This is a genomic window from Stenotrophomonas sp. GZD-301 (assembly GCF_049310345.1).
Taxonomy (GTDB): domain Bacteria; phylum Pseudomonadota; class Gammaproteobacteria; order Xanthomonadales; family Xanthomonadaceae; genus Stenotrophomonas.
In genome coordinates this window covers 12,594-35,754 of sequence record NZ_JBMOWY010000008.1, presented here as the reverse complement: position 1 = coordinate 35,754, position 23,161 = coordinate 12,594, and the positions used below count along the sequence as shown (strand labels likewise).

At 69.7% G+C, this 23,161-nt stretch carries 19 protein-coding genes; all 19 read left to right on the top strand.

Annotated elements, in window-relative coordinates; all coding sequences use genetic code 11:
* The first annotated feature begins 45 nt into the window (after window positions 1-45).
* Window positions 46-474 (top strand): type II secretion system major pseudopilin GspG, encoded by a 429-nt coding sequence (gspG, locus tag ACO6VK_RS02065; protein ID WP_422505223.1) that lies wholly within the window; start codon window positions 46-48, stop codon window positions 472-474.
* An 80-nt stretch (window positions 475-554) separates the two neighbouring features.
* The gene (gene xpsH / locus ACO6VK_RS02060) at window positions 555-974 is read left to right on the top strand and encodes a type II secretion system protein XpsH (RefSeq protein WP_422505310.1); all 420 of its coding nucleotides are present in this window, start codon (window positions 555-557) and stop codon (window positions 972-974) included.
* Window positions 971-1,393 (top strand): type II secretion system protein XpsI, encoded by a 423-nt coding sequence (xpsI, locus tag ACO6VK_RS02055; protein ID WP_422505222.1) that lies wholly within the window; start codon window positions 971-973, stop codon window positions 1,391-1,393. Before xpsH ends, xpsI begins: the two co-directional genes overlap by 4 nt.
* Window positions 1,390-2,031, top strand: a complete 642-nt coding sequence (locus ACO6VK_RS02050; protein WP_422505221.1) for a prepilin-type N-terminal cleavage/methylation domain-containing protein — start codon at window positions 1,390-1,392, stop codon at window positions 2,029-2,031. The genes xpsI and ACO6VK_RS02050 overlap by 4 nt, the downstream gene beginning before the upstream one ends.
* Window positions 2,028-2,894, top strand: coding sequence for a general secretion pathway protein GspK (locus ACO6VK_RS02045; protein WP_422505220.1), 867 nt, complete (start codon window positions 2,028-2,030; stop codon window positions 2,892-2,894). The genes ACO6VK_RS02050 and ACO6VK_RS02045 overlap by 4 nt, the downstream gene beginning before the upstream one ends.
* Window positions 2,891-4,051: a PilN domain-containing protein gene (locus ACO6VK_RS02040; protein ID WP_422505219.1), complete on the top strand. Its 1,161-nt coding sequence runs from the start codon at window positions 2,891-2,893 to the stop codon at window positions 4,049-4,051. Before ACO6VK_RS02045 ends, ACO6VK_RS02040 begins: the two co-directional genes overlap by 4 nt.
* Window positions 4,026-4,784, top strand: a complete 759-nt coding sequence (gene gspM, locus ACO6VK_RS02035) for a type II secretion system protein GspM (RefSeq protein ID WP_422505218.1) — start codon at window positions 4,026-4,028, stop codon at window positions 4,782-4,784. The genes ACO6VK_RS02040 and gspM overlap by 26 nt, the downstream gene beginning before the upstream one ends.
* Window positions 4,774-5,580 (top strand): hypothetical protein, encoded by an 807-nt coding sequence (locus ACO6VK_RS02030; RefSeq protein ID WP_422505217.1) that lies wholly within the window; start codon window positions 4,774-4,776, stop codon window positions 5,578-5,580. Before gspM ends, ACO6VK_RS02030 begins: the two co-directional genes overlap by 11 nt.
* A 9-nt stretch (window positions 5,581-5,589) precedes the next feature.
* Window positions 5,590-7,791 carry a type II secretion system secretin GspD gene (gene gspD / locus ACO6VK_RS02025; protein WP_422505216.1) on the top strand — a complete coding sequence of 734 codons (2,202 nt, stop codon included), beginning with the start codon at window positions 5,590-5,592 and terminating at the stop codon, window positions 7,789-7,791.
* A gap of 65 nt (window positions 7,792-7,856) precedes the next feature.
* On the top strand, window positions 7,857-8,711 hold the full coding sequence (locus tag ACO6VK_RS02020; RefSeq protein ID WP_422505215.1) for a glycosyltransferase family 2 protein: 855 nt from the start codon (window positions 7,857-7,859) through the stop codon (window positions 8,709-8,711).
* Complete coding sequence (locus tag ACO6VK_RS02015) at window positions 8,708-9,553, top strand: glycosyltransferase family 2 protein (RefSeq protein WP_422505214.1); 846 nt, start codon at window positions 8,708-8,710, stop codon at window positions 9,551-9,553. The genes ACO6VK_RS02020 and ACO6VK_RS02015 overlap by 4 nt, the downstream gene beginning before the upstream one ends.
* Before the next feature lie 111 nt (window positions 9,554-9,664).
* Window positions 9,665-10,840 carry a nicotinate phosphoribosyltransferase gene (gene pncB / locus ACO6VK_RS02010; RefSeq protein WP_422505213.1) on the top strand — a complete coding sequence of 392 codons (1,176 nt, stop codon included), beginning with the start codon at window positions 9,665-9,667 and terminating at the stop codon, window positions 10,838-10,840.
* Between the two features lie 172 nt (window positions 10,841-11,012).
* A complete protein-coding gene (wecB, locus tag ACO6VK_RS02005; protein WP_422505212.1) occupies window positions 11,013-12,197 on the top strand; it encodes a non-hydrolyzing UDP-N-acetylglucosamine 2-epimerase in 1,185 nt (394 codons plus the stop codon).
* Window positions 12,194-14,410, top strand: coding sequence for a hypothetical protein (locus ACO6VK_RS02000; RefSeq protein WP_422505211.1), 2,217 nt, complete (start codon window positions 12,194-12,196; stop codon window positions 14,408-14,410). Before wecB ends, ACO6VK_RS02000 begins: the two co-directional genes overlap by 4 nt.
* Before the next feature lie 6 nt (window positions 14,411-14,416).
* Entirely contained in the window at window positions 14,417-16,561 is a 2,145-nt protein-coding gene (locus ACO6VK_RS01995) for a glycosyl transferase family protein (protein ID WP_422505210.1), read from the top strand.
* Window positions 16,558-19,377: an NfrA family protein gene (locus tag ACO6VK_RS01990; RefSeq protein ID WP_422505209.1), complete on the top strand. Its 2,820-nt coding sequence runs from the start codon at window positions 16,558-16,560 to the stop codon at window positions 19,375-19,377. Before ACO6VK_RS01995 ends, ACO6VK_RS01990 begins: the two co-directional genes overlap by 4 nt.
* A gap of 20 nt (window positions 19,378-19,397) precedes the next feature.
* Entirely contained in the window at window positions 19,398-20,435 is a 1,038-nt protein-coding gene (locus ACO6VK_RS01985; protein WP_422505208.1) for an alginate O-acetyltransferase AlgX-related protein, read from the top strand.
* A 4-nt stretch (window positions 20,436-20,439) separates the two neighbouring features.
* Window positions 20,440-21,564, top strand: a complete 1,125-nt coding sequence (locus tag ACO6VK_RS01980; protein WP_422505207.1) for an alginate O-acetyltransferase AlgX-related protein — start codon at window positions 20,440-20,442, stop codon at window positions 21,562-21,564.
* 13 nt (window positions 21,565-21,577) lie between these two features.
* The gene (locus ACO6VK_RS01975; protein ID WP_422505206.1) at window positions 21,578-23,158 is read left to right on the top strand and encodes an MBOAT family O-acyltransferase; all 1,581 of its coding nucleotides are present in this window, start codon (window positions 21,578-21,580) and stop codon (window positions 23,156-23,158) included.
* Window positions 23,159-23,161: the final 3 nt, after the last annotated feature.

Here is a 23,161-nt window from a genome sequence, read left to right as displayed (position 1 = left end):
GCCGCCGGCCACCTTCCAACAGACCCGATCCAAGGAGCCCACTGCATGCAACGCCGCCTGATCCGCTTCTCCTCGCCGCGCAACCAGTCGGGTATGAGCCTGCTGGAAATCATCATCGTCATCGTGCTGATCGGCGCGGTGCTCACCCTGGTCGGCAGCCGGGTGCTCGGCGGTGCCGATCGCGGCAAGGCCAACATCGCCAAGGCCCAGGTGCAGACCGTGGCCGGCAAGATCGAGAACTACCAGCTGGACACCGGCAAGCTGCCGGCCAAGCTCGACGACCTGGTCACCCAGCCCGGCGGCAGCGGCGGCTGGCTTGGCCCGTACGCCAAGCCGGCCGACCTCAATGATCCGTGGGGCCACGCGCTGGAGTACCGCGTGCCCGGCGAGGGCCAGCCGTTCGAGCTGATCAGCCTCGGCAAGGACGGCAAGGTCGGCGGCAGCAGCTACGACGCGGACATCCGTTACGAGTGATCGACGCCGTCGCCCTGCACCCGCCGCGCCGCCGCCGCGCTGCCCCGCGCACGGGCGCGCGTGGCCTGTCGCTGCTGGAAATGCTGCTGGTGGTGGCCCTGATCGCGGTGGTCGGGCTGATCACCGCCAGTGGCATGCGCGGGGGGATCGACGGCATGCGGCTGCGCAATGCCGGCAAGGAAATGGCCAACCAGTTGCGCTACACCCGCACCCAGGCCATCGCCACGGGTGAGCAGCAGCGCTTCGTGGTGGACCCGAAGGCGCGCACCTGGACCGCCGCCAATGGCCGCCACGGCACCTTGCCCGCAGCGCTGGAGGTCCAGGTCAGTGCGGCGCGGGAAGTCGCGCCCGGTCCGCAGGAGGCTGCCATCGCGTTCTATCCCGATGGCGGCGCCAGCGGCGGGCGGATCGCCTTGAGCGCGCGCGATGCCGTGTGGGAGATCCACGTGGGCTGGATCACCGGCGAAGTGCGCTCGGGCATGCGGCGGGACAACCCATGAAGCGGCAGCGCGGCTATTCGCTGCTGGAAGTGATCGTCGCGTTCGCGCTGCTGGCACTGGCGCTGACGCTGCTGCTGGGCAGCCTGTCCGGCGCGTCGCGGCAGGTCGGCCAGGCCGACCTGCGGACCCGTGCGGTACTGCACGCACAGTCACTGCTGGAGGCCACCGGCATCGAGGCGCCGCTGGAAACGGGGCAGACCCGCGGCGAATGGGAGGACGGCCGCTACCGCTGGCAGCTGCAGGTGGAGCCGTTCGTGGACGCGCGCGGCGATACCGCGCCGGCGCTCACCGACCCCGCCGCGCCGGGCCTGGCCCAGATCACCCTGCAGGTGCGCTGGGGCGACGCCGCCGGCGAGACACTGCAGTGGCGCAGCCTGCGTCTGTTGCCGCCATCGACCACGCCGGGAGCCCCCCGATGACGCCGCTGGCGGCGCGCAGCCGCGCCGGCTTCACCCTGATCGAAGTCCTGCTGGCCACCGCGCTGCTGGTGGGCGGGCTGGCCCTGGCGTTCGCTACGGTCCGCTCGGCGATGGCGATCAGCCAGCGTGGCGAAGCGATGGCTGCGCACAACGAGCGCATGCGTGCGGTCGAAGGCTTCCTGCGCCGCCGCCTGGCGATGGCCACGCGCACCGCCACCACGCCGCCGGACCCGACCCGCGAGCCCGTCTACTTCGCCGGTGAAGCGCAGCGCATGCTGTTCGTGTCCGAATTGCCGGGGTATCTCGGCCGGGGCGGGCCGTATGTGCACGAGCTGGCGCTGCGCCCCGATGGCCGCAGCCAACGCCTGGATCTGACGCTCACCCTGGTGCAGAACGGCGAGCGCATCGAGGAAACGCCGCCGCGCGCACCGGAGCTGCTCGCCGATGCGTTGCGCAGCGTGCGCTTCCGCTATCGCGGCATCGACCCGCGCACTGGCGAACTCGGCGCCTGGCAGGACCGCTGGGACGATACCCGGCGGCTGCCACTGCTGGTCTCCATCGATGTGCAGCCCGTACAGGGCCTGGCCTGGCCCACGCTGGTGGTGGCGCTGTCGCAGCAGCAGGCCGCGCGCCCATGACGCGGCGCATGCGGGGTGCCGCGCTGGTACTGGTGCTGTGGCTGATTGCCCTGCTGACCGCCGTGGTCGGCGCGTACGCGCTCACCGCCCGGGTGGAGCACATGCAGCAGCGCGTGGTCGGCGATGACGCAATCGGCCAGGAGCATGCGCGGGCGGGCCTGGAATACGCGCTGCATCGCCTGCAGTCCACGGCCACGCAGCCGGCGTGGGTGCCCGATGGCCGCCGTTACCGGTGGCAGTTCGACGAACGCCGCATCGACCTGCGTATCGTCGATGAAAACGGCAAGATCAATCTCAACCTCGCCGATGCGGCGTTGCTGTCCGGCTTCCTGCGCGCGCTGGGCGAACCGCCGCCACGTGCCCAGCAGCTGGCCGGGGCGATTCTGGACTGGCGCGATGCCGACAACCTCAAACAACCCGGTGGCGGGGCCGAAACCGCGGATTACCGGGCCGCCGGGCTGCCGTATGGCGCGCGCAATGCGCGCTTCGACAGCCTCGGCGAACTGCAGCGTGTACTCGGCATGGATGCGGCGCTTTATGCGCGCATGGAGCCGATGCTGACGCTGTACAGCCGCCAGTCGCGGCCGGACCCGCGCTTCGCCGCTGGCCCGGTATTGAGCGCGCTGGGGCTGGATGCCGAGCGCCTGCTGGCCGAACGCGAGCGTGCGCAGGCAGCTGTGGAGGCCGGTGTGCCCACCGCGCCGCTTGCCACCGGCGGCGGCACCTATAGTATCGAGAGCCGCGCCACGGACGCGCGGGGCCGTGTGTCGGTGTTGCACGCCGTTGTGCGGATGGGGTCGGCGGGTACGCCGGGAAGGGTCTACACAGTGTTTCGCTGGGAACAGGGAATGGCAGCACGATGACGGCATGGCGTGACAGTCTGGTGCGGGCGCAGGGGCAGATGGCGCCGGGTGTGGGCCGTGGCCTGCGCTGGTGGCGGCGTTCGCTGCTGGCGTGGTTGCCGGCGCGCTGGCAGTGGGCACTGGGCTGGTCGCGCTCGCGCCTGCTGCTGTCCGCGCAGGCGGGACAGGTGCGCCTGATGCAGGAAACCGGCGCGGTGATCGGCCCGGTTGTCGAGGTGCCGCTCTCGACCTCGCCGGACGCGCTGGACAGTCTCCTCGACGCACGCCTGCGCACCCTGCCGCGGCATGGGCTGCTGCCCGCATCGGCGGTCCTGCGGCGGCCGCTGCGGCTGCCGGCGGCGGCGGCCGAGCGGCTGCACGACGTGGTGCGTTTCGAGATCGACCGGCAGACGCCGTTCGATGCGAGCCAGGTCGCCTTCGACGTACGCGAGCTCGGCGTGCTCGACGACGGGCAGCTCCAGGTTGAACTGGTGGTGGTGCCGCTGCAGGCGCTGGCGCAGTGGTCGCAGCAGTCCGGCGCGTGGTCGCAGGGCCTGGCCGGGCTGGATGCGCTCGATGCAGCCGGCGTGCCGCTCGGCGTGAACCTGCTGCCGCCCGCGCAGCGCCAGGCCACGCGCGATCCGATGCGGCGCTGGAACCTGCTGCTGGGCGCGGCCAGCGTGGTGGTGCTGGTGCTCGCCGGCCTGCAGCTGCTGGACAACCGCCAGGCCGCCGCCGACACCCTGCGCGCACAGGTTGATGCGGCCGCGCGCGATGCCCGCCAGGTGGCGGCCGAACGCCAGCAGCTGCAGTCGCTGGTGGACGGCGCGGCGTTCCTGGAACAACAGCGCGGGCGCCATGCCAGCAGCGTGGAAATCTGGAACGAGCTGACCCGGCTGCTGCCCGACGGCACCTACCTGGAGAAGCTGTCCATCGAAGGCAACACGCTGCAGTTGATCGGGCTCAGCCGCGAAGCCTCGCAGCTGGTGCCGCTGCTGCAGGTGTCACCGTTGTGGCGCAAGGTCAACCTGACCGGCGTGCTGCAGGCCGACGGTGGCGCTGCCGGCCGCGACCGCTTCACCCTGACCGCCGAACTGCAGCCGCTGCCCGGCCAGGGCGCCGCCCCCACCCCGTCACCGTCGGAGGGTGCCGATGGCGCAACCAACGACACGCCGTGACCGCTGGCTGGCGCTGGCGCTGCTGATCGCGGTGATCGGCGTGGCCTACCTGCTGCTGGTGCACCCGTGGTTCACCCAGCCGCTGCGCGCCATCGACGCCGACATTGCCGGGCTGCAGGAGCGCCAGCAACGTGTGCAGGCCCAGCTGCAGCAGCGTACGCAGGTGGCCCAAGGCCTGGCCCGGACGCGCACGGCGCTGCAGGGCCGCCCCGGTTTCCTGCGTGAAGCCACCGCCGAATCGGCGGCCGCCGCGCTCTCCACCCGCCTGCAGGATGCGGTTGCATCGGCCAGCCCGGGCAACCGCAGCTGCACGATCAGCAACCGCTCGCCGCTGCCCGATACCACGCCGGATGCGCGCTTCGCCCGCGTGGCGCTGCAGGTGCGGCTGCGCTGCGGCATACCGGAAATGGCCGCGGTGCTGCACACCCTGGAAACCGGCACGCCGCGTCTGTTCATCGACAATCTCAACCTGCTCGCACAGCGCTTCCAGCAGTCGCCCAGCGAAACCGGTACCGGGCTGGACGTGTCGTTCGAGCTGGTGGGGTATCTGAGCGACGCCGCCACCGATGGCCTCGCGCAGGCGCCTGTCGCGGCCGATGCCGCCGGTGCCGCGGCATCCGCAGCGGCGCTTGCCGCGCCGTCGATGGGCGATGCGATGGCCGCGCCGGCCGCGCCGATGGGCACGGACGGTGGCGAAGCGGTGCCGGATGAGGAGGGCGCGCATGAAAATTGACGTCGCCCCCCTGCGCACGTGGTGGCTCGGCGCGGTACTGGCCTGGGCCGCCGCGATCTGGCTGGCAACCCTGTTCGGGCTGGGCGGTCGCCTGGGCCCGGCGCCGCCGGCCGAACGTGGCGCCGCTGCCTTGCCGGTCCTGCCGCCTGCGGCTCCCGAGCGCATGGCCACGGCCGCGAGCTACGCCGACATCGGCACGCGCCCGTTGTTTGCCGAAGACCGCACCCCCCGGCCCTATCTGCTGGGCGGCAGCGAACCGGGTGCGACCAGCACGGTCAGCCTGACCGGCGTGCTGCTCACCGACAGTTTCGCGATGGCCATCCTCACCACCGACCAGCACCAGTCGCTGCGCCTGCGTCTCAACGGCGATGCCGTCAACGGCTGGCAGCTGCTGGCGCTGGAGCCGCGCCGCGCCACCGTCGCCGGCCCGGGCGGTACCCAGGTGCTGGAGCTGCCGGTGTTCAACGGGCAGGGCGGCGAGCCGCCCACCGTGCTCGGCAACCCGACGCCAGGTGGTGGCGTGCCGCCGGCCGGTCAGCCGATGCCCGCGCTTCCACCACCGGCATCGGCGGCCGCCCAGGCGCGGCCGACCAATGGCCCGTCGCCCGCACCGGTGGTGCGTCCGGTCGCGCCGGCACCCGCGCCGGCACCGGCGCAGAACGAAGGCCCCAGCGAAGAACAGATGAGTGCGATCCGCGAGCGCATCCAGGCGCGCCGCCAGCAGCTGCAGCAACAGCAGCAACAACAACAGTCGTCGCAGCGACCGCCCGCGGGCGGCTCCGGCCAAAACCCTTAGAGTGAAAGCATGACACTGCGTCTTTTCCCGATTTCCTTTGCCGTGGCCCTGCTGGTGGGCTGTGCCACCGTGCCTGCTCCCGAGGTGCGTCGCGACGCCGTGCTGGACGGGCCGCACCAGGTGGTGGCCGGCGACGGCTCGCGCGAAGGCGTGGCCACCGAAGGCCTGGAGGCCGGCGCACCGCAGGCGGTGATCCGCCGCGGCACCGGCACCATGATCAACCGCAGCGCCGCCGCGGCGCCGCAGCCGGCGCTCTCGCAGGCCGGCAGCGGGCAGGCCACCTTCAACTTCGAAGGCGAGTCGGTGCATGCCGTGGTCAAGGCGATCCTCGGCGACATGCTCGGGCAGAACTACGTGATCGCGCCGGGCGTGCAGGGCACCGTGACGCTGGCCACGCCCAAGCCGGTGTCGTCCGCGCAGGCACTGAACCTGCTGGAGATGGTGCTGGGCTGGAACAACGCGCGCATGGTCTACAGCGGCGGCCGGTACAACATCGTGCCCGCCGACCAGGCGCTGGCCGGCACGGTCGCGCCGAGCACCGCCCCGGCCGCCAGCGCGCGTGGCTTCGAGGTGCGCGTGGTGCCGCTGCAGTTCATTTCCGCCACGGAGATGAAGAAGGTACTGGAGCCGTATGCGCGGCCCAACGCGATCGTCAACGTCGACAGTGGCCGCAACGTGATCACCCTCGGCGGTACCCGCAACGAACTGGAAAACTACCTGCGCACGGTGGAGATCTTCGACGTCGACTGGCTGTCGGGCATGTCGGTGGGCGTGTTCCCGATCCAGTCGGGCAAGGCCGAGCAGGTCGCCGCGGATCTGGAGAAGGTGTTCGGCGAGGAGAGCAAAACGCCCAGCGCGGGCATGTTCCGCTTCCTGCCGCTGGAAAACGCCAACGCCGTGCTGGTGATCACCCCGCAGGCACGCTACCTGGACCAGATCCAGCAGTGGCTGGACCGCATCGACACCGCCGGCGGCAGCGCCCGCCTGTTCTCCTACGAGCTGCGCTACGTCAAAGCCAAGGACCTGGCCGAGCGCCTGGCCGAGGCGTTTGCCAGCGAGAACGGCCGCGGCCGTGGCAGCAGCAGCGCCTCGCTGGCGCCGGGGGGCTCGCAGATGGACGTGGGCAGCCGCGACCTGGGGGGCAACACCAACAACATCAGCACCAGCGGCAGCGGCAACGGCAACAGCCGCGGCGGCCTGGGCGAGGGCAGCATGAACCTGCCGCAGCGGCAGGCCGGCAACGCCAGCTTCAACCTGGAGGTGCAGGGCGACAGCGTCGGCGTGTCGGCGGTGGAGGAAACCAACACCCTGCTGGTGCGGTCCACGCCGCAGGCCTGGCGCTCCATCCGCGAGGTGATCGAAAAGCTCGACGTGATGCCGATGCAGGTGCACATCGAGGCGCAGGTGGCTGAAGTGTCGCTCACCGGCGACCTCAGCTATGGCGTCAACTGGTTCTTCGAGCAGGCCGTGGCCACCGGCAAGACCGAGAGCGGCGTCGACCTGCCCAGCGCCCTCGGCCGCTCGATCTGGGGCAGCATTTCCGGTGTGGTCGGCGACGGTGGCGTGGGCTGGACCTTCCTCGGCAAGAACGCGGCCGCCGTGGTGTCCGCGCTGGACAAGGTCAGCAACCTGCGCCTGCTGCAGACTCCCTCCATCTTCGTGCGCAACAACGCCGAGGCCACGCTCAACGTCGGCACCCAGATCCCGATCAACTCGGTCTCGGTCAACACCGGCGTGGGCGGTGACAACACCTACAGCCAGGTGCAATATCTGGACACCGGCGTGATCCTCAAGGTGCGTCCGCGCATCACCCGCGATGGCGTGGTGTTCCTGGACATCGTGCAGGAAGTCAGTTCGGCCGGCGCCATTCCCGCCGGCTGCGATCCGACCAAGACCACCTGCAACCCGCCGATCAACACCCGCAAGATCTCCACCGAAGCGGCCGTGCAGAGCGGCGATACCATCATGCTGGCGGGCCTGATCACCAATTCCGACGAGGATGGCAGCAACGGCGTGCCGGGGCTGAGCAAGATCCCGGTGCTGGGTGCGCTGTTCGGCAGGAAGACCCAGAACAGCGGGCGCTCGGAAGTGATCGTCCTGCTCACCCCGACGATCGTGCGCAACGCGCAGGAGTCGCGCAACCTGACCGACGAGTACAGCAGCCGCTTCCGCGCGATGGAGCCGTTCCCGAACCATCCGAAGAAGAACTGACGCGCACTCCCCGCGCCGCCTGTTACGCTGCGCGCATCCGGCAGCCACCACAGACAGGGGAAGCGATGGGGACGATCGTGTTGCTGCCGATCGGCGTCGACGACACCGCCTTGGACCAGTGCCTCGGCGCCCTGGACACCGGTACGGCGGCCGGTACGGCGGTGTGGCTGGCCGACGACGGGCAGGCCGGGCCGCGGGCCCAGGCGGTGATCGAGCACTGGCTGGCGCATACGCCGCTGCGCGCCGAGTACACCCGGCGGGCGCGCAGCATCGGCGAGGTGGCGCACCTGGATGAGATGCTGCAGGCCTGCGCCGGCGCCGACGTGGTGGTGCTGGCGCCCGATGCGATCCCCGCACCGGGCTGGCTGCAGCAGCTGGAAGCCTGTTTCGCGCACGACCCGTCGATCGGCTCGGCCACGCCGTGGTGCAATGCCGGCGAAACCGCTGCCTGGCCACGGCTGGGCGAAATCAATCCGGTCCCGGAGGCGCTCGACGCCCTGGCCCAGGCCTGCGCGGCGCTGCCGCCGTTGCACCCGGAGCTGCCCTCGGCGGTGACCCACGCGGTGTTGCTGCGTGGCAATGCGCGGCGCAAGGCAGGGGGCCTGGACGCGCACAGCTACGGCTCCTGGAATGCCGCGCTGATCGACCTGAGCCTGCGCATGGCCGGGCTGGGCTGGCGCAATGCGCTGTGCGAAACCGCGTTCGTCGCGCGGGCCGACGAGGGCCGCGCGCACGACGGTGACATGGATGCGCTGGGCACGCGCTGGCCCGGCTGGCGCCCGCGCCTGGCCGCGTTCCTGATGGGCGACCCGCTGCACCAGGCGCGCCAGGCGCTGCAGCAGGGGTACCAGCAGGCGATAATGCCGCGCGCACAGGGCGACCTGTTCGCGCCGCCCGCCGCACCGGAGTTCCCCGCTTGAGCCACGCCATCGCCGCCATCATCGTCAGCTACCAGAGCGGCAGCACCCTCGATGCCTGCCTGACCCGGCTGCGCGCCGCCCACGATGTCGCCGAGATCCGCGTGGTCGACAACGGCTCGACCGACGCAACCCTGGACATCGTCCAGCGCCATGCCACGGCCGATGCGCGGGTGCGCTTCATCGCCAACCCCGACAACCCCGGATTCGCTGCCGCCAACAACCAGGGCGTGGCCGACTGCCAGGCGCCGTGGCTGGCGTTCATCAACCCCGACCTGCTGGTCGCGCCGGACACGCTGTCGCTGCTGTGCGCCCGCGCTGCAGGACTGGGCGACTGTCTGCTCGGGGTGGAACAGGTGGATGAGGACGGTCGTCGCGACGACGCGGTGCGCCGCCGCGATCCGGATTTTGCGGCCATGCTGCGCCATCCCGGCCGTGGCGCGCGCCTGGCGATTCCGGCCGATCCGACCCAGACCCTGCAGGTGGTGCCGGCACTGTCCGGTGCACTGCTGCTGATGCCGCGGAGCCTGTTCGACCGCCTGGGCGGGTGGGATGCCGGTTACCGCCTGCATGCCGAAGACCTGGACCTGTGCCGTCGCGCCCGCGATGCCGGCGCGGTGGTGGCGATCGCCAACGACCTGCAGGTCACCCACGTCCGTGGCGTGTCCAGCCGCTCGCGGCCGTTCTTCGTCGAATGGCACAAGCACCGCGGGCTGTGGCGTTACTTCCGCAAGTTCGAGGCACCGCGCCGCAACCTGCTGGTGCAGGGCGCGGTATGGACGGCGATCTGGGCCCACGCCGCGGCGCAGGTGCCGCGCCTGCTGCGCACACGGCGCCCGGCCTGAGGCCGCGCCGAGATGAACGCGTGGCCAAACGCGGCCGCGCGCAGGTGCCGGTGACCGCCACGCCCGGCGCATAATTTACCGGCGCACCTTCCGAACGCGCGTGGATTCCGCATGATCATCCAGTCCCTGCTCGACACCGACCTGTACAAATTCACCATGATGCAGGCGGTGTTGCACCAGCATCCCGGCGCCCAGGTGCAGTACCGGTTCAAATGCCGCACGCCAGGCATCGACCTGGCGCAGTACATCGATCAGATCAACGACGAGATCGACCATCTGTGCCGCCTGCGCTTCACCGCCGAGGAACTGGACTACGTACGCGGCCTGCGCTTCGTCAAACCGGACTTCGCCGACTTCCTCGGGCTGTTCCACCTCGACCGCAAGTACATCGGCCTGCGCGCCTCGGAAACGGTGCCCGGCGAGATCGAGCTGGACATCACCGGCCCGTGGCTGCACACGATCCTGTTCGAAGTGCCGCTGCTGGCGATCATCAACGAGGTCTGGTTCCGCAATACCAGCACGCCCGACTTCGCCGAAGGCGAGCGACGCCTGCAGGCCAAGACCGCACTGCTGCGCGATACCCCGGGCTTCGAGCTGTGCCGCATTGCCGACTACGGCAGCCGCCGCCGCTACTCGCGTGACTGGCATGCGCGCATGCTGCCGATGATGCGCGATGCGCTGGGCGCGCAGTTCGTGGGCACCAGCAATGTGCATTTCGCCCGCCTGTACGGCATGACGCCGCACGGCACGATGGCGCACGAGTACCTTCAGGCGTTCCAGGCATTGGGGCCGCGTCTGCGCGATTCGCAGGTGGCCGCGCTGGAATCGTGGGCGCGCGAGTACCGCGGCGACCTCGGCATCGCCTTGTCCGACGTGGTCGGCCTGGACGCGTTCCTGCGCGATTTCGACATGTATTTCTGCAAGCTCTTCGATGGCGTGCGCCACGATTCGGGCGATCCGTTCGCCTGGGGCGACCGCATGCTCGCGCACTTCAACGCGCGCCGTGTCGATCCGCGCAGCAAGGTGCTGGTGTTCAGCGATGGGCTCAACATCGAAAAGGTGATGCAGCTGTTCGACTATTTCCGCGGGCGCTGCCAGGTGGCGTTCGGCGTGGGCACGCACCTCACCAACGATCTCGGCCCGACGCCGCTCAACATCGTCATCAAGATGGTCCGCTGCAACGGCCAGCCGGTGGCCAAGCTCAGCGATTCGCCGGGCAAGAGCATGTGTGACGACCCCGGCTACCTCGCCTATCTGCGCCAGGTGTTCGAACTTTCACCTGAGTAACGCGCCCACAAAGAGACACTGGTACTCGGGTGACGGCATAAAGTGACGCACAGCGTCACATTGGCCGTTGAAATGTGATGCGTATCACGTTGAACTGGCTAGGAAGCCCCACTTGGCCTACGATTTGCGTGATGGACGTCACACATCGTTAGTCAGCACATGGAGCGGTCAGGTGAAGGTTCTCTCTGTCTTTGGTACTCGCCCTGAAGCCATCAAGATGGGGCCCCTGGTCCGCGCGCTGGAAGCAGCGCCGGGAATCCACTCCGTGGTCTGCATCACCGGACAACACCGGGCGATGCTCGATCAGGTGATGTCGTTGTTCGGCATCCAGCCCGATCACGACCTCGACGTCATGGTTGCCAACCAGACCCTCAACGGGTTGTGCGGGCGGTTGTTCGCCAAGCTCGATGCACTCTACGAGCAGGTGCAGCCGGACCGCGTGCTGGTGCACGGCGATACCAGCACCGCGATGACCGCCGCGTTGGCCGCCTTCCATCGGCGCATCCCGGTCGGGCATGTCGAAGCCGGGCTGCGCACCGGCAACCTCGACCAGCCCTGGCCGGAAGAAATGAACCGCCGCGTCATCGACGTGGTCGCCGACCACCTGTTCGCGCCGACCGCCAGCTCCCGCTACAACCTGGAGCAGGAAAACCTCGGTGGCCGCATCACCATCACCGGCAACACCGTGATCGATGCGCTGGAACAGACCGTGGATCGCATCGACCGTGACGCGCCGCTGCGCGCCGGGCTGGATGCCGCGTTCCCGTTCCTCACCCCGGGTCGCAAACTGCTCCTGGTCACCGGGCATCGCCGCGAGAGCTTCGGCGACGGTTTTGCCAACATCTGCCGCGCGCTGGCCGAGCTGGCCCGTCGCCCGGACCTGGAGATCGTCTATCCGGTGCACCTCAATCCGAACGTGCAGGGCCCGGTGCACCAGCACCTTGGCGGCCTGGACAACGTGCACCTGATCGAGCCGCAGGATTACCTGCACTTCGTGCGCCTGATGCAGCGCGCGCACGTGGTGCTCACCGACTCCGGCGGTGTGCAGGAAGAAGCGCCGGCGCTCGGCCGCCCGGTGCTGGTGATGCGCGATGTCACCGAGCGCCCCGAAGCCGTGCAGGCCGGGGTGGTCAAGCTGGTCGGCACCGACGCGGCGCGCATCGTTGCCGAGGTGGGTGCCGCCTGCGATGCCGCGCCGACCCCCGCACGGTTCCGCCCCGATGCCAGTCCCTACGGCGATGGCCGTGCCTCCGCACGCATCGTTGCCGCGTTGCGCGGTGTGCCGTTCGACGAGTTCGTGCCCGGCCTTGCCGCCGACGCCCTGTCCACTCCCTCTCTGACCGAAGCGACCTCATGACCAAGACCACCCGTAGTACCGCACGCTTCTCCAAGGTATTGCCGCTGGCCCTGGTCCTGATCTCCCCGCTGCCGACGGCGTTGGCCGCCGACAGCGTGGCCGGTCAGTTCACCGAATGGGCCGGCGACAGCACCGTCAGCCGCAGCATGACCCTGCGCGACCTGGGCTTCACCCAGCCGGTAGTGCTGAGCGGGCAGGAGAGCCAGCGCGAGATCTATCTGCCGGTGCCTGCCGGGGTGGAAACTCGTGAGGCGCAGCTGCAGCTCGACGCCCGTTACGTGCGCGGCCACACCGGGCGCACCTCCAGCCTGGTGTCGATCGATGGCGACCCGGTCTCGGCGCGCTCGATCACCGATGCGCAGGGCGATGCCAGCCAGGTGATCGGCATCGACGGCTTCGCCCGTCCCAGCGGCTTCGTGCGCTTCGGCGTGGGCTGGTGGTCGGTGGTATCCGACTACCAGTGCGCCGACCAGAGCGCGCCGGCCAACGTGTTGCGGCTGTCGCCGGACACGCGCTTCAGCTATCGCTTCGATGGCCGCCAGATCGACACCGTGGCCAAGGCATGGGGCGCCTTGCCGGCCCGGGTCCGCCTGCTGGTCGACGGCCGCGCGCTCGGCGTGGACAGCTACGACGCGGCCTGGCGCGTGGGCACCGCACTGGAAAATGGCGGCAAGCGCGTGGACGTGGTCGGCCTGCCGGCCGTGGGCGGCACGGTGGACCTGCGCGGGCTGGTGATCCCGGCCAGCCTGGCCGGCATTCCCGCCTATGCCGCACTGTCCGATGGCAGCGCCACCCACCGTATCGGCAGCCTGGCCGAAGTCGGCGCGCTGCTGTCGCTGGCCGATGGCCCGCTCGCGCCGGACGTGGCGGTGACCAGCGATCCGCTGCGTGCCGCCGTGCGTGCCGCGTTGGATGCACTGGCGACCGAGGTCGCCGCCGCTTCGCCCGACGCCGCTGCGGCATTCACGCAGTGGCGCCGCGCCGACATGGCCGGCCTGGAAACCGCCCCGGGGACCGCGTCGGTGCAGGTGGCGATGGTCGGCGGGCGTCCGACCCTGCTGGTCGCGGTAGGCGCCGGCGCCAAGGTGGCCGGCCTGCTGACCGAACAGTGGCGCGCCTATGCACTGGGCCGTTCGCTGCAGGTCGAGCAGGCGCTGCTGCCGCAGGCCGACAAGGACGTGGTGCTGCTCAGCCGCCTCGGTGCGATGGCCGGTACCCAGGACATCGTCACGCGCGGCGACCGCATCGCCACGTTCGATCTGGGCGCACTGTCCAGCGAAGGCCGTCTGCCCAGCGAAGTGGTGCTCGACGTGTCTGCCGCGCCGAACCCGGCGGGGCAGGGCGCGGTGGCGTCCATCTTCTTCAACGACTACCTGCTCGGCGCCAAGGTGCTGGCCAACGATGGCAAGCCGCAGCGTCTGGTGGCCGCGGTGCCCAGCTACGCGCTGGCCGCACGCAACCAGGTCAAGATCAGCTTCCTGCGCCAGCCCGCGCGGCCGTACTGCCATGACCCGGCCACCGGCTATCCGGTATCGGTGCTGCCGAGCAGCCACCTGCGCCTGGCCGACCGCAGCATGGCGCCCGACTTCGTCGGCGCCGCCGCGCAGCTCGCCGGCAAGCACGATGTGTTCGTGCCGGCCACCTGGCTGCAGGACGCGCCGTCCTCGCTGGCCAAGGTGATCCACATCGCCAGCGCCGCCGGCGCCTCGCCCACCCAGGCGGTGCTCAAGGTCAGCGACGCCAAGGCGGCGATCGCCCCGGCCGGTGCCTACCTCAGCTTCGCGCTGGCCCCGCAGGACGTGGCGTCCAGCGGCGCGGTACGCAACGGCCACCTGGTGATCGCCGGTACCGGCAAGCAGGTGCTGCTGGATGTGGCCGGGCTGGACCAGTCGGCACTGGTGGAAGTGGTCGGCAGCGGTGACAAGACCGGGGTGATCTATCGGGAGCTGGGCGCGCATGCGCCGCAGATCGGCGAGCCGTTCCGGCTGATCCGCGGCAACATCGCGCTGCTTGATGGGCGCGGCGTGGTCCAGGACTTCGATGGCCAGGACCCGACCGGCGCCAACGTCGCCAAGCAGGGCAATCCCGAACCGGTCTGGAAGCAGCACATGGTGTGGCTGCTGGTGCTGGTGGGCGTGGTGGTGTTCATGCTGCTGGCCGCGCGCGTTGCGCAGGTCCGTCGTCGCCGCAAGTCCGCCTCGACCGGTCACTGATTCCCCGTGGACGGCCTGCACTGGGATATCTACCTGGCCAACTACTACGCCGGACTGGAAACAGTCGCGGCGGCGGTGGCCGTGTTGATCCTGATTTCCAGCCTGGACGACCTGTTCATCGATGTCTGGTACTGGGTGCGCGAAACTTGGCGCACCCTGACCGTAAAGAAGCGCCGCGAGTACCGGCCGCTGACCCAGCAGGACCTGCTGCAGCGGCCGGAGCAGCCGCTGGCGATCATGGTGCCGGCCTGGGCCGAGTACGACGTGATCGCGCAGATGGTCGAGAACATGATCGACGTGCTCGACTACCGCGAGTACGTCGTGTTCGTGGGCACCTATCCCAACGACGCCGAGACCATCGCCGAAGTGGAACGCATGCGCCGCCGCTACAAGCGGCTGCGTCGCGTCGAAGTGCCGCATCCGGGTCCGACCAGCAAGGCCGACTGCCTGAACTGGCTGATCCTGTCGATCTTCGACTACGAAAAACGCCACGGCATCGAGTTCGCCGGGGTGGTCCTGCATGACAGCGAAGACGTGCTGCACCCGATGGAGCTGCGCTTCTTCAACTACCTGCTGCCGCGCAAGGACATGATCCAGTTGCCGGTGACCTCGCTGGACCGCGAGTGGTACGAGCTGATTGCCGGCGTGTACATGGACGAGTTCGCCGAATGGCACGCCAAGGACCTGGTGGTGCGCGAGAGCGTCTCCGGCATGGTGCCGTCGGCCGGCGTGGGCACGTGTTTTTCGCGCAAGGCACTGCTGGCGCTGAGCGAGGCCACCAACAACCAGCCGTTCAACACCGACAGCCTGACCGAAGACTACGACGTCGGCGCACGGCTGGCGGCGATGGGCATGCATTCCATCTTCGCGCGCTTCCCGGTGCAGTTCCGCGTGCGCCGGCCGTCGTGGTTCGGCTGGGGCCCGGTGCGCGAGCGTACCCAGGGCATGGCGCTGTGCGTGCGTGAATACTTCCCCGACAACTTCCGCGCCTCCTACCGGCAGAAGGCGCGCTGGGTGCTGGGCATCGGCCTGCAGAGCTGGGAAACGCTGGGCTGGCGCGGTTCGCTGGCGACCAAGTACCTGCTCGCGCGCGACCGCAAAGGCATCGTCACGTCCTTCGTCAGCATCATCGCCTACGTGATTTTCCTGCAGCTCCTGCTGTTCTGGGTGCTCAAGGTCAGTGGCCTGTGGAACACCCAGTTCCCCACCATTTTCCAGGCCGGCACCTGGCAGATGAACGTGGCGCTGCTGACCACTGCGGCACTGGGCACGCGGGTGGTGCAGCGCTTCTATTTCGTCAACAAGCTGTATGGCTGGGAACATGCGCTGATGTCGATCCCGCGCATGGTGGTCGGCAACATGATCAACTTCATGGCCACCGCCCGTGCGTGGCGCATGTTCCTGCTGTACCTGCTGTTCGGCAAGCGCATGGTGTGGGACAAGACCATGCACGATTTCCCCAGCGCCTCGCAGCTGGTGCAGACGCGCAAGCGCCTCGGCGAACTGCTCACCACCTGGCAGGCGGTCGAGCCGGAACGCCTGGAAGAAGCGCTGCAGCAGCAGGAAGGCGGGCGCCAGCAACCGCTCGGCCGCATCCTGGTCTCGCAGGGGTGGCTGGACGATGAAACGCTGGCCGAGGCGATCGCCTTCCAGGGCGACCTGCCGCGTGCGGCGATCGACGTGGCCTACCTGCAGGCCGGCCAGTTCCCGCTGCCGGTGGATGCCTGCGTGCAGTGGCGCCTGCTGCCGTTGCCCTCGGACACGCCCGACGAACTGTCGGTGGCGGTGGCCAACCCGCTGTCCGAGGCCGAACAGGCGCAGCTGCTGAAGGGCCTGCCGGCCACCACGGTGGTGCAGTCGATCGCCCGCGAAAGCGAGATCAACGCCGGTCTGCGCCTGATCAGCGGTGAGACCTACCGCATCGATGCCGTGCCGCTGCTTGGCGACCTGCTGGTGGAAATGCGCCTGATCCCGCGCGACCAGTTCGAGCGCGTGCTGGACGAGTACAAGCCGCAGCGCGACGGACGCATCGGCGACTATCTGGTCAAACATGGCGTGGCCACCGAAGCGGCCATCGCCACCGCCGTGCGCGAGCAGCACCGCCGCTCGGGCCTTCCCCAGTACAGTGCCAGCGGAGAGCTGAAGGCATGAGAACCACACTGCTTTCCAGCATGATCGCGCTGAGCCTGCTGGGGCTGGGCTGCGCCAGCGCACAGGCGCAGGAACCACTGCCGCTGTCCGGCAACGCCTACCGCATTGCCGAGCAGGCGTTTGGCGCCTATGAGCGCGGTGATTACCAGCAGGCCTACCGGACGGCCACCGAGGCGGCACGCCTGCGCCCCGACGTGGCCCGCCTGCGCCTGCTGCAGATCTATGCCGCACAGAAGCTCGGCCGCTATGACGAGGCGCGCAGCCTGGCCCAGCGGGCCATCGCCGATGGCCTGCGCGACCCGGCGCTGCCCGGTCTGGCCGCGGCGGCACCGGCGCGCAGTACCGCAGCTGCCGGCGCACGTCCGTCTGCGGCCGCACGACCCAGCGCGGCCGAGCAGGCCTACCAGCGCGCCTTCGCGCTGGCCACCCAGGCCTACGAGGCCTACAACAACGACCGCATGGCCGAAGCGGCCAGCAAGGCCGAACAGGCCTTCCGCCAGCAGCCGCAGCAGGGCGCCTGGGCCACCTTGTGGGTGGCATCGTTGGAAGCGCAGCAGCAGCTGGAAGAGGCCGATGCGGCGGCGGCGACGGCCATCCAGCTCGGCGCGCCCAATGTCGGCGACCTGCAGGCCAAGCGTGTCGCGCTGGGACGCCAGCGCGCGGTCAAGCCGGCGCAGGAGGGCTACCAGGCGCTGATCGCGCAGGATTTCAACGCGGCCACCGGTTATGCGCGGGAGGCCGTCGAACGTGCGCCGGACGTGGCCTCGCACCGGCTGCTGTTGATGAGCGCGCAGCTGCTCGACGAGCAGCTGCCTGCGGCCGAGCGCACCGCCGACCAGGCGCTGGAGAACGACAGCGAAGACACCGTGGCACTGGTCATGCGCGCGTACCTGCGCCAGCGCCAGGGCAAGACCGATGCGGCCAATGCCGACTTCGATGCGGCGTTGAAGCAGGACTGGCTGGACGACCAGCAGCGGCGCAATGTGCGGCTGCTGGCCACCGATGCCGCCATCGCGGCCGGCGACCGCACGCGCGCGGCCGCGTTGCTGCAGCCGCTGCAGCAGGACACGTACGCCGACCTGGATGCCGATGCGCGCCAGGTGGTGGAGGCGGCCGTGGCGCAGCGTGCCAAGGCAGTGCGCCATGCCAGAAGCGGCCAGGAACTCACGCTGGCCGATTACCCCGCACCGTTCCAGCAGTGCCGCGACACGCCCTATGGCACGCAGTGCGAACTGATGCCGGCAGACCTGCAGGGCGAAGGCGGCCCCGCGCAGCGCGCCTATGCGGCGTTCGGCCGGCAGGATTACCAGGAAGCGATCCGCCAGGCGCAGCGCGCCGTGGAGGAGGATCCGCAGAACCTGACGCTGCAGTCGCTGCTGACCACCACCCTGTCGGCCGGCGATCGCGCACAGGCGGCCCAGGCCCGCGAGCGGCTGGATACGGCGTTGGCGGCCAAGCCCGCCGATGCCGGCCTGCTGATGCAGCGCGGCTACCTCAACCAGCGCGTCGGCCAGCCCGAACAGGCGCTGGCCGATTTCCGCGCTGCCCAGGCCACCGGCAAGGCACCGCCGACCGTGGTGCTGGATCAGGCCTATGCCAGTGCCGCCAGCGGCGACAACCGCCAGGCCGTGAGCCTGCTGCGCGGGGCCATCGACAGCGCGGATGCGGGGACGTTGAAGCTGGACAAAAGCCAGCGCTACAACACCCGCAGCTCGATCGCCAACCTCTCGCGCGAATGGGGCATCACCGCCTCGGCCGGCTACCGCGGCGCACGCCAGGCGGCCACCAATCTGGGCGGCGCGGCCATCAGCACGCCCGGCGATTCGGTGTTCGGCACGCTGGAAGCGTTCTGGCGTCCACCGGCGTTCAACAACCGCCACGGGACGCTGGAGGCGTATGCACGCATCGCCAACACGCTGTACGACGAAGGCGGGACGTACGAGTCGATCCTGGCCGTGGACCCCTGCACGGGCGTGGCGACCGAAGACGCCCGCGTCCGCGCCGAACGCCTCAGCCGGTCGCGCTCCATCGCCGGTTGGCCGTCCACCATCGCCTCGTTCGGCGTGCGCTATGCCTTCGGCCAGACCGGCCTGAGCGCCGGCATCGAGCGCCGCCAGTTCATCGGCACGGCCACCCGCAACGGCGGCGTCTATCCGGATTCGGCGGCGATCCAGTGCCGCCTCCAGCTGGAATCCAGCCAGCCGCTGCAGATGACCACCGCCGCGCGCTACCGGCTCAGGGACAACGCCGGCGGCTGGATGTCCTACCTGACCTACGGCTTCTACAACGGCACCGGCGTGCGCACCGACGTCAACCAGTGGTGGACCATCAGCGGCTATGCCCAGGCCGGCTTCAGCTGGGACGACAACCGTGCGCATTTCACCATCGACCGCATCGACATGAACGGTGACACGATGGCGCGCCTGACCGACTCCGACGGCCGCCTGCGCCGGCAGCAGTGGTTCGGTGCGGCCGAACTGCGTGCCGGGCGCAGCTACCGTTTCGGCGCCGACCAGACGCGCTGGGTGATCAATCCCTATCTGGTGGTCGGTGCGGACTGGATCGACCAGCGCTCCAAGGTGCGCGGCATCGCCTATCCGTTGATCGGCGCGCAGTCCTTCGATCTGTCCGACACCGCCAGCAGCTGGTCGCTGGGTGCCGGGCCGGGCGTGGGCGTGCGCTACTGGTTCCGCGAAGACCATTACAACGCGGCGCGCTCCTACCTCGACCTCGGCGTGCAGTACCGCTTTGCCATCGGCGGCGGCGATACCCAGCGGGCCAAGGGCCTGTTCGCCACCGCCACGCTCTACTACTGACCATCGAAAAGGAATCCACGATGACCCGACCCCATCGCCCCATGCAGCCGCGCCGTTCGGCGCTGCTGCTGCCGGCCGCCCTGTGCGCCACGTTGCTGGCAGCGGCGCCGGCATTCGGCCAGGCGCCGGCCGCAGCGCCGGCCCCCGCCGCGGCCAACCAGGATTCCTCGATCGTGCTGATCGGCAAGGACGGCTGGTTGTTCCCCGCCTGGGGCAGCCTGACCGATGTGGATGCGCCCGCCATCGCGCGCAACACCGCATTGATCGCCGATGCAAAGCGCGCGCTGGACGCCGCGGGCGTCAAACTGGAAGTGCTGGTGCTGCCGGACAAGGCGCTGTTCTACGAGGACAAGCTGCCTGAGGGCAAACGGCTCGGCGATGCGGTGCGCGGGCGCTATGCGCTGGTGCACGACGGCCTGGAGAAGGCGGGCGTGCCGGCGGTGGATGCGCTGCAGGTGCTGCGCCAGACCAGGCAGGGCGGGCAGGACGTGTTCTACCGCAGCGATCAGCACTGGACCCAGGCGGCCGCCGATGCGGTGGCCGTGGCCGTGGCTGCCCAGGTGCGCCAGCAGGTGCCCACGCTGGCCGGCGAGGCCGGCACCGGCATGGCGCTGGGCAGCGAGATCAAGGAGCGCCGCTTCGGCGATCTGGCCGAGCTGTTCCTCACCGACGCGCAGCGCAAGGCCATTGGCCGCGACACCTTCACCGTGCGTCGCCAGTCCGACCAGCAGTCGCTGCTGGATGATGCGCCCGCGCCCGTGCACGTGACCGGCCACAGCATGGTGCAGCCGTATTTCGGTTTCCCGCAGAAGCTGTCCAATGTGCTGGATCGACCGGTCTCGGTGAACTGGAAGCCCGGCAACGTGGGTCACTGGGTGATGCTGCTGGAGTACCTGGAATCGCCCGAGTTCCAGCAGCACAAGCCGCAGGTGCTGGTATGGCAGATGTTCGAGCCCTCCTACGTGCAGGGCCCGGACGCGCGCGGCCAGTGGGACAACGCCTCGATCATGACCCCGCAACAGTGGCAGGCGCGCCTGCACAAGGCCCTGGGACAGTAACCCGATGAGTGCCCGCCCCGGCGCACCCGCGCCCCTGCCACCGGCCGCACCGGCCCGTGCGCACATCGCCACCGCCGTGGTGGTGATCGTGCTGCTCGTGTTCGGCCTGGCCTCCGGCGCCTGGATGCTGGCCCACGCCAGACTGCCTGCCGCCTCGCTGGCGCCTGCACGCTGGGCCGATGGCGAAGCCGGCCGCGCGATCAACGAAGCGCTCAAGCTGCCGGTGCAGGCGCAGGCCGATCTGGTCAGCGCCGCCGTGCGCTACCGCTTCCTGGGCGACACCGGTCCGCAGGTGGCGATGGGCTGCCCGGACTGGCTGTTCTACCGCGATGGGCTGCGCCCGCCGGCCGGTACCGGCGACGCCGTCTTCGCCCAGCGCACGCGCCTGATGCAGCACTGGTCACAGCAGCTCAAGGCCCAGGGCGTGCAGCTGCTGGTGGTGGTGGTGCCGGACAAATCGCGGATCGAGGCGTCCCACACCTGCGGTCTGCGTCATTCCGCGCCGATGCGCGCGCGGTTTGATCAATGGCAGCAGGCGCTCGCCGCCGCCGGGGTGCCGTCCACCAACCTGCTGCCGGTGCTGCAGGGCGCATCGGAACCGGTGTTCTTCCGTACCGACGTGCACATGAACCGGATCGGTGCGCAGCGGGCCGCCGATGCCGTCGCAACGTCCGCGCTGCCGCTGCTCGGCGGCAAGGGAGGGCAGGCCTTCGAGGTCGGCGCGCCCGGGCCGGCCGAACCGCGCATGGGTGATCTGATCGTGCTGGCCGGGCTGGAGCACGCGCCGCCACGCTGGCGGCCGGCGCTGGACCGCGAGCCGGTGCAGGTGATCGAACCGCTGCGCAGCGGTGGGCTGCTCGATGACACCCCGCCGGTGGAGGTGCTGCTGCTGGGCAGTTCCAACGGCCGCCGCAGCCTGTTCGCCGAACGCCTCGGCAACGCGCTGGGGCGCGAAGTGTGGAACCAGAGCCTGGATGGCGGCCAGTTCTCCGGCGCCTTGCTGGCGGCGCTGCCGCAGCGGGCGCAGTGGCCGTCCAGCCTCAAACTGGTGATCTGGGAATACTCCGAAATGGCCCTGTCCTTGCCGTTGACCGACGGTGAGCAGGCGACGCTGGCCGAGATCGACTGAGCGCCGAACGACGATGCTTTTCAACTCCTTCCTGTTCCTCCTGGTGTTCCTGCCGATCGCGCTGGGCATCCACTATCTGCTCGGTGCCTGGAAGCCGCGGCTGGCCGCGTTGTGGCTGTGCGTGGCCTCGATCGTGTTCTACGGCTGGTGGAACCCGCAGTTCGTGGTGCTGCTGGCCGGCTCCATCGTGTTCAATTACCTGGTCAGCCTGGCGATCCTGTCACTGGCCACGCGCCCGCGCCTGCAGGTGCTGGTCACCGCGCTGGGCGTGGCCGCCGACCTGCTGCTGCTGTTCCACTACAAGTATTTCGCGGCGATGGTGAACTTCGTCGGCGAGATGGGCTTCAACGTCGGCCCGATGGACGCGCTGATCCTGCCGCTGGGCATTTCCTTCTTCACCTTCACCCAGATCGGTTACCTGCTCGACTGCCGCGCCGGCGTGGTCAACGACCGCAGCCCGCTCAGCTATGTGCTGTTCGTGACGTTCTTCCCGCACCTGATCGCCGGCCCGATCCTCCACCACAAGGAGATGATGCCGCAGTTCAGCAAGCGCGAAACCTACCGCTTCCAGGCCGACAACCTGTCGGTGGGCGGCATGCTGTTCGTGATCGGCCTGGCCAAGAAAGTGCTGCTGGCCGACACCATCGCCCCGTATGCCGATGCCGGTTTCGCCGAGACCGGCAGCGTGCAGTTCTGGGGCGCATGGGCCACCGCACTGAGCTACGCGCTGCAGCTGTACTTCGACTTTTCCGGTTACTCGGACATGGCGCTCGGCCTGGCGCGGATGTTCGGCATCCGCTTCCCGCTCAACTTCAATTCGCCGTACAAGGCGACCAGCGTGATCGACTTCTGGGCGCGCTGGCACATGACGCTCACCCGCTACATCACCGCCTACCTGTACTACCCGGTGGCGATGGCGGTGACGCGCTGGCGCACCCGCCACGGCCGCCCGACCGGCCCCACCGCGGTGGCCTCGGCCGGTGGCTTCCTGTCGATGATCGTGCTGCCCACGGTCTGGGCGATGGGCCTGGCGGGCATCTGGCACGGTGCCGGCCTGCAGTTCCTGATCTTCGGCCTGCTGCACGCGGCCTACCTGGCGATCAACCACGCCTGGCGCGTGTTCGTCGGCGGGCGCACGCCGGTGGCGCTGCGCAAGGTGAGCAGGCTGCAGCACGTGGGGTACCTGCTGCTGACCTTCGGCGCGGTCCTGGTGGCGCAGGCGTTCTTCCGCGCCGACGGTGTGGACGATGCCTGGCAGCTGGTGCAGGGCATGGCCGGCGTGCGCGGGTGGGAAGCGCTGGAGAGCGTCACCCATGCCGCCGGACTGGGCCTGGCCGATGGCGCGCGTCTGCTGATCGGGCATCACCTGCAGTTCGTGTATATCGTGGTGCTGCTGGCGATCGTGTGGGGCACACCCAACGCGCACCAGATCATGGGCGTGTACTCGCCTTCGCTGGCCAAGCCGAATCCGGCGCCGCGGGCGTGGATGCGCTGGCAGCCCAGCCTGCGATGGCTGCTGGTGATGCTGGTTCTGCTCGGGTTGTGCCTGATGAGCCTGCACAAAGAATCGCGTTTCCTCTACTTCCAGTTCTGACAA

What these genes read in the sequence shown, in the direction of transcription:
- gspM (WP_422505218.1), top strand. Translation starts at nt 4,026, where the DNA reads ATGGCGCAACCAACGACACGCCGTGACCGCTGGCTGGCGCTGGCGCTG.
- ACO6VK_RS02020 (WP_422505215.1), top strand. Translation starts at nt 7,857, where the DNA reads ATGGGGACGATCGTGTTGCTGCCGATCGGCGTCGACGACACCGCCTTG.
- ACO6VK_RS02050 (WP_422505221.1), top strand. Translation starts at nt 1,390, where the DNA reads ATGACGCCGCTGGCGGCGCGCAGCCGCGCCGGCTTCACCCTGATCGAA.
- ACO6VK_RS02040 (WP_422505219.1), top strand. Translation starts at nt 2,891, where the DNA reads ATGACGGCATGGCGTGACAGTCTGGTGCGGGCGCAGGGGCAGATGGCG.
- ACO6VK_RS01975 (WP_422505206.1), top strand. Translation starts at nt 21,578, where the DNA reads ATGCTTTTCAACTCCTTCCTGTTCCTCCTGGTGTTCCTGCCGATCGCG.
- ACO6VK_RS01985 (WP_422505208.1), top strand. Translation starts at nt 19,398, where the DNA reads ATGACCCGACCCCATCGCCCCATGCAGCCGCGCCGTTCGGCGCTGCTG.
- pncB (WP_422505213.1), top strand. Translation starts at nt 9,665, where the DNA reads ATGATCATCCAGTCCCTGCTCGACACCGACCTGTACAAATTCACCATG.
- ACO6VK_RS02000 (WP_422505211.1), top strand. Translation starts at nt 12,194, where the DNA reads ATGACCAAGACCACCCGTAGTACCGCACGCTTCTCCAAGGTATTGCCG.
- ACO6VK_RS02030 (WP_422505217.1), top strand. Translation starts at nt 4,774, where the DNA reads ATGAAAATTGACGTCGCCCCCCTGCGCACGTGGTGGCTCGGCGCGGTA.
- gspG (WP_422505223.1), top strand. Translation starts at nt 46, where the DNA reads ATGCAACGCCGCCTGATCCGCTTCTCCTCGCCGCGCAACCAGTCGGGT.
- xpsH (WP_422505310.1), top strand. Translation starts at nt 555, where the DNA reads ATGCTGCTGGTGGTGGCCCTGATCGCGGTGGTCGGGCTGATCACCGCC.
- xpsI (WP_422505222.1), top strand. Translation starts at nt 971, where the DNA reads ATGAAGCGGCAGCGCGGCTATTCGCTGCTGGAAGTGATCGTCGCGTTC.
- ACO6VK_RS01980 (WP_422505207.1), top strand. Translation starts at nt 20,440, where the DNA reads ATGAGTGCCCGCCCCGGCGCACCCGCGCCCCTGCCACCGGCCGCACCG.
- ACO6VK_RS02045 (WP_422505220.1), top strand. Translation starts at nt 2,028, where the DNA reads ATGACGCGGCGCATGCGGGGTGCCGCGCTGGTACTGGTGCTGTGGCTG.
- ACO6VK_RS01990 (WP_422505209.1), top strand. Translation starts at nt 16,558, where the DNA reads ATGAGAACCACACTGCTTTCCAGCATGATCGCGCTGAGCCTGCTGGGG.
- gspD (WP_422505216.1), top strand. Translation starts at nt 5,590, where the DNA reads ATGACACTGCGTCTTTTCCCGATTTCCTTTGCCGTGGCCCTGCTGGTG.